Annotated in this window: 5 protein-coding genes, 1 tRNA gene and 1 pseudogene; 5 read left to right on the forward strand and 2 right to left on the reverse strand. The window is 59.0% G+C overall.

Annotated features, from left to right (window positions below; translation table 11 throughout):
• The first annotated feature begins 82 nt into the window (after nucleotides 1-82).
• Nucleotides 83-433 carry an Hpt domain-containing protein gene (locus tag A6A05_RS02300; protein WP_068497064.1) on the forward strand — a complete coding sequence of 117 codons (351 nt, stop codon included), beginning with the start codon at nucleotides 83-85 and terminating at the stop codon, nucleotides 431-433.
• On the opposite strand, the gene msrA is transcribed toward A6A05_RS02300, so the two are convergent.
• Entirely contained in the window at nucleotides 430-1,035 is a 606-nt protein-coding gene (gene msrA, locus A6A05_RS02305) for a peptide-methionine (S)-S-oxide reductase MsrA (protein ID WP_425411935.1), read from the reverse strand. The genes A6A05_RS02300 and msrA overlap by 4 nt on opposite strands.
• 135 nt (nucleotides 1,036-1,170) lie before the next feature.
• On the opposite strand from msrA, the gene A6A05_RS02310 reads away from it, so the two are divergent.
• The 4 genes from A6A05_RS02310 to A6A05_RS19860 all read left to right on the forward strand — a co-directional run bounded on the left by A6A05_RS02310 (nucleotide 1,171) and on the right by A6A05_RS19860 (nucleotide 2,591).
• A tRNA-Met gene (locus A6A05_RS02310) sits at nucleotides 1,171-1,247 on the forward strand.
• 384 nt (nucleotides 1,248-1,631) lie between these two features.
• The gene (locus A6A05_RS02315; RefSeq protein ID WP_008619583.1) at nucleotides 1,632-1,856 is read left to right on the forward strand and encodes a helix-turn-helix transcriptional regulator; all 225 of its coding nucleotides are present in this window, start codon (nucleotides 1,632-1,634) and stop codon (nucleotides 1,854-1,856) included.
• 125 nt (nucleotides 1,857-1,981) lie between these two features.
• Nucleotides 1,982-2,302, forward strand: a complete 321-nt coding sequence (locus tag A6A05_RS02320; RefSeq protein WP_245644150.1) for a type II toxin-antitoxin system Phd/YefM family antitoxin — start codon at nucleotides 1,982-1,984, stop codon at nucleotides 2,300-2,302.
• A gap of 7 nt (nucleotides 2,303-2,309) precedes the next feature.
• Nucleotides 2,310-2,591 (forward strand): type II toxin-antitoxin system RelE/ParE family toxin, encoded by a 282-nt coding sequence (locus A6A05_RS19860; RefSeq protein ID WP_082910632.1) that lies wholly within the window; start codon nucleotides 2,310-2,312, stop codon nucleotides 2,589-2,591.
• Nucleotides 2,592-3,051: 460 nt separating this feature from the next.
• Here the strand turns inward: A6A05_RS19860 and A6A05_RS20565 are convergent.
• A pseudogene (locus A6A05_RS20565) lies at nucleotides 3,052-3,162 on the reverse strand (IS5/IS1182 family transposase); the annotation flags it as partial.

Here is a 3,162-nt window from a genome sequence, read left to right on the forward strand (position 1 = left end):
GCCTCGCTGTACGCCTCGCCGACACCCCAAGAAAGCGAAAACGCCAAGTGTGTGCGCTATGTTAACGCCTATGGGGGGAACCATGGCCGAAACGGGCGAGGACGTCCTTGACCACGCCTATTTGAGTGAACTGACCGAGTGGGTCGGCACCGCCACCTTGACCGACCTTGCCGCCAAGGCGCCCGAGTCGTTCGGTGTGGAATCCGACGCCATGCGGGCGGCCTGGCAACAGGGTGACGCCGCCGAACTGCGGGCCGCGGCTCACCGGCTGAAAGGCATGGCTTCCAGCCTGGCCTGCTGCCGGCTGGCGCAATTGTGCCAGTTTGCCCAGCACGACCCGGCCCGGGCGATGATCGACCGCGACCTTGGCACCCGGCTGGACCGCGAACTGGCCGCCGCCCTGGACGCACTTTCCGTCAGGTTCGGGCTTTAGCCAAAGGCGATCCCGGTTCCGCCCAGCCCGCAATAGCCGCCGGGATTCTTGGCGAGATATTGCTGGTGATAGGCTTCGGCGTAATAGAACGGCCCGGCATCGACGATCTCGGTGGTGATGGCGCCGCGGCGTCCGGCATCGAGGCGAGCCTGATAGGCCGCCCGGCTGGCCTCGGCCAGTTCGCGCTGTTGGGCCGAGCCGACATAGATGCCCGAGCGGTATTGGGTGCCGATATCGTTTCCCTGGCGCATGCCCTGGGTGGGATCGTGGCTTTCCCAGAACAGCCGCAGCAGGTCCTGATACTCGATGCGGGAGGGATCGAACACCACCTGGACCAGCTCGTTATGGCCGGTGCGGCCGCTGCAGACCTCTTGGTAGGTGGCATTGGCGGTGAAGCCGCCGCCATAGCCGACCGCCGTGCTGATCACGCCGTCCTGGCTCCAGAACCGTTTTTCCGCGCCCCAGAAGCAGCCCAGGCCGAACCACGCCAGTTCGGCGCCCGGCGGAAACGGCGCCACCAGGGGGGAACCCAACACGAAATGCCGGTCGGGAACCGCCATCACCTCGTCGCGACCTGCCAGCGCCTGGTCGCGGGTCGGCATCTGCGTCTTGCTTGGTCCGAACAAGCCCATTTTCTCTTGTGCTCCTTTTGCTTCCCGTCCCAAAGATAGGTGTTTCCTTTGCCGCTTGACAGGGGGGCGAGATGCCTTTATATCGGCGCCTCTCGCACGGGATTTGGCGGGGTAGCTCAGCTGGTTAGAGCACGGGAATCATAATCCTGGGGTCGGGGGTTCAAGTCCCTCTCCCGCTACCATATAAATCAAGGGGTTAGCTCAGAAATGGGCTAACCCCTTGATCGTTTTTGGGCCTCTAGGGGACATTCTAGGGGACAAAAAAACATAGATGACGCGGGTTTGACGCGGCCAATGCGGCGATTTCCCAGGTTTTGCACGGCTTGCCTGGGTTCTCGTGGGTTCCCATCGGCCCGGATTTCTTGTTACCCACCGATGGTGAGGCCGGGCCGTTTGTCCCCTATGCGTCCCCTAAGAGTGTCCCCTAAAGCCGTTGATGGGGGGGCGCATGCCTGCCGTTGGCGAATCTCTCGACAGGTATGCGACCGTGGCGCTACCATTCCCCTGCCTACCGGTGCGGCTTTTTAACCGGGGCATCGCGATGCCTCCCGAGAGGGAGAAATCCGATGATCCAGTTTGATAAGCGGCTCGTGTCGAAGAAAGAGCTCAAGAGCGTCTGCGGCATCCCGTATACGCCTCAACATATCGGGCGGCTCGAAGCGGCGGGGAAATTCCCGAAGCGGGTAAACCTTGGTCCGGGTCGGGTCGCGTGGGTGCTGTCTGAGGTGGATGCGTGGGTGAGCGAGCGTATTGCCGAACGCGATACACCCTCTCACGAGACTTCCTTTTGACGGGGCAATGGGGCGGACGGCGTGCACGCCGTCCGCCCCAACTTTTCGAATAACCGGGCAATCCGATTTGCAAAAGTGTCCATTGTGGCTACAATGGACACCATTAGCCCTCACATACGAAGACCATGAACATGAAGGTCATGACGGCGCGAGACGCCAAAAACCACTTCGGGGAATTCCTGCACTCTGCGCAGCGTGAGCCAGTCATAATCACAAAGAACGACCGCCCCGTTGGAATAATGATTTCCATGGAAGACGCAGAGGCGTCCCTTTTGCCCGAAATGATGATGGCGAAAGAGCCTGGGCATGAAGAGTGGGTGGCAAATAAAGTTGCCGAGACCATGCGCCGGGTCGATAGCGGGGAAACAACGCTCATTGAGCATGCGGATGCCATGAAGCAAATTCGCTCCAGGATCGCCGCCCGCCTATTAAAACCTACCCGTTAGTTCGAATATGAAGATCGTGTGGACGTCAGAGGCGCTTTCAGACCTCGAAAGTATCCTCGTCTATTATCTTGAGAACGTTGGTTTTGAGACCGCGCTTGCCATCGAAAGCAGGATTGTGGCGCAGATTGAAAGTCTCAAAGAATTCCCAGAACGTGTGCGCGAAAGCGAGCGTGTCACAGGCGCTCGAGAGGCAGCCATACCAAAGCTTCCCTTTATCGCCTTTGTGCGAGTGCTTGAAGCCGACGTGCAAGTTCTCAACATCGTCCACACTTCTCGGAAGTTTCCATAGCCCCTACGGTGCGCTCACGGGGGGATTGGGCTCCGGGATCGTCGCACCATCTGGCAGGCTGGCCCTCGGTAGGGACGAGGTTACCTGGATGCGGACGGGCAGTGATTCGGCGGTCATGGGGGAATTGTCGCGGGCTTCCCGATGGCGGGCAAGTCCAACGACATGCCGGAGTTTTGTCGTCCGACATGTCGGAGTCTGTCGGTGTCGAATATTGGCTTCAAGATGCCGATATCGTTGGGTGTCGCAGTGATGTCGCACCGACAAGATACAAAAAGTACGACAAAAATTTGCATTGTATAAAATATGAGTATAATAGACGGGCTAAGGGATCATTCATCCGTTAAGCCCCAGCCGCCCCCGGTTTGGGGCTTTTCTTTTTGACTTTCAAAAATTCTCCATATACTGCCTTTAATTCGAACCGGGTGAATGATCCCTTAGAGTCCGTCCGCGAAGTTCCCTATTATTTCCTGTGCCTTGCGATTCTGCGCAGCATGAGGCGGATCATGGCCAGGCGCAGGAACGCCAGCGCCATTCTGGCGAGGTTCTCGAAGTCCTTGGCGAGGCGTCGGCA

Origin of the sequence: Magnetospirillum moscoviense (genome assembly GCF_001650635.1) — a bacterium.
Taxonomy (GTDB): Bacteria; Pseudomonadota; Alphaproteobacteria; order Rhodospirillales; family Magnetospirillaceae; genus Magnetospirillum; species Magnetospirillum moscoviense.

Excerpts from the sequence above, each read along its gene's own strand:
- msrA (WP_425411935.1), bottom strand. The coding sequence starts at position 1,035 with ATGCCGACCCGCGACCAGGCGCTGGCAGGTCGCGACGAGGTGATGGCG.
- A6A05_RS02320 (WP_245644150.1), top strand. The coding sequence starts at position 1,982 with ATGAACATGAAGGTCATGACGGCGCGAGACGCCAAAAACCACTTCGGG.
- A6A05_RS02300 (WP_068497064.1), top strand. The coding sequence starts at position 83 with ATGGCCGAAACGGGCGAGGACGTCCTTGACCACGCCTATTTGAGTGAA.
- A6A05_RS19860 (WP_082910632.1), top strand. The coding sequence starts at position 2,310 with ATGAAGATCGTGTGGACGTCAGAGGCGCTTTCAGACCTCGAAAGTATC.
- A6A05_RS02315 (WP_008619583.1), top strand. The coding sequence starts at position 1,632 with ATGATCCAGTTTGATAAGCGGCTCGTGTCGAAGAAAGAGCTCAAGAGC.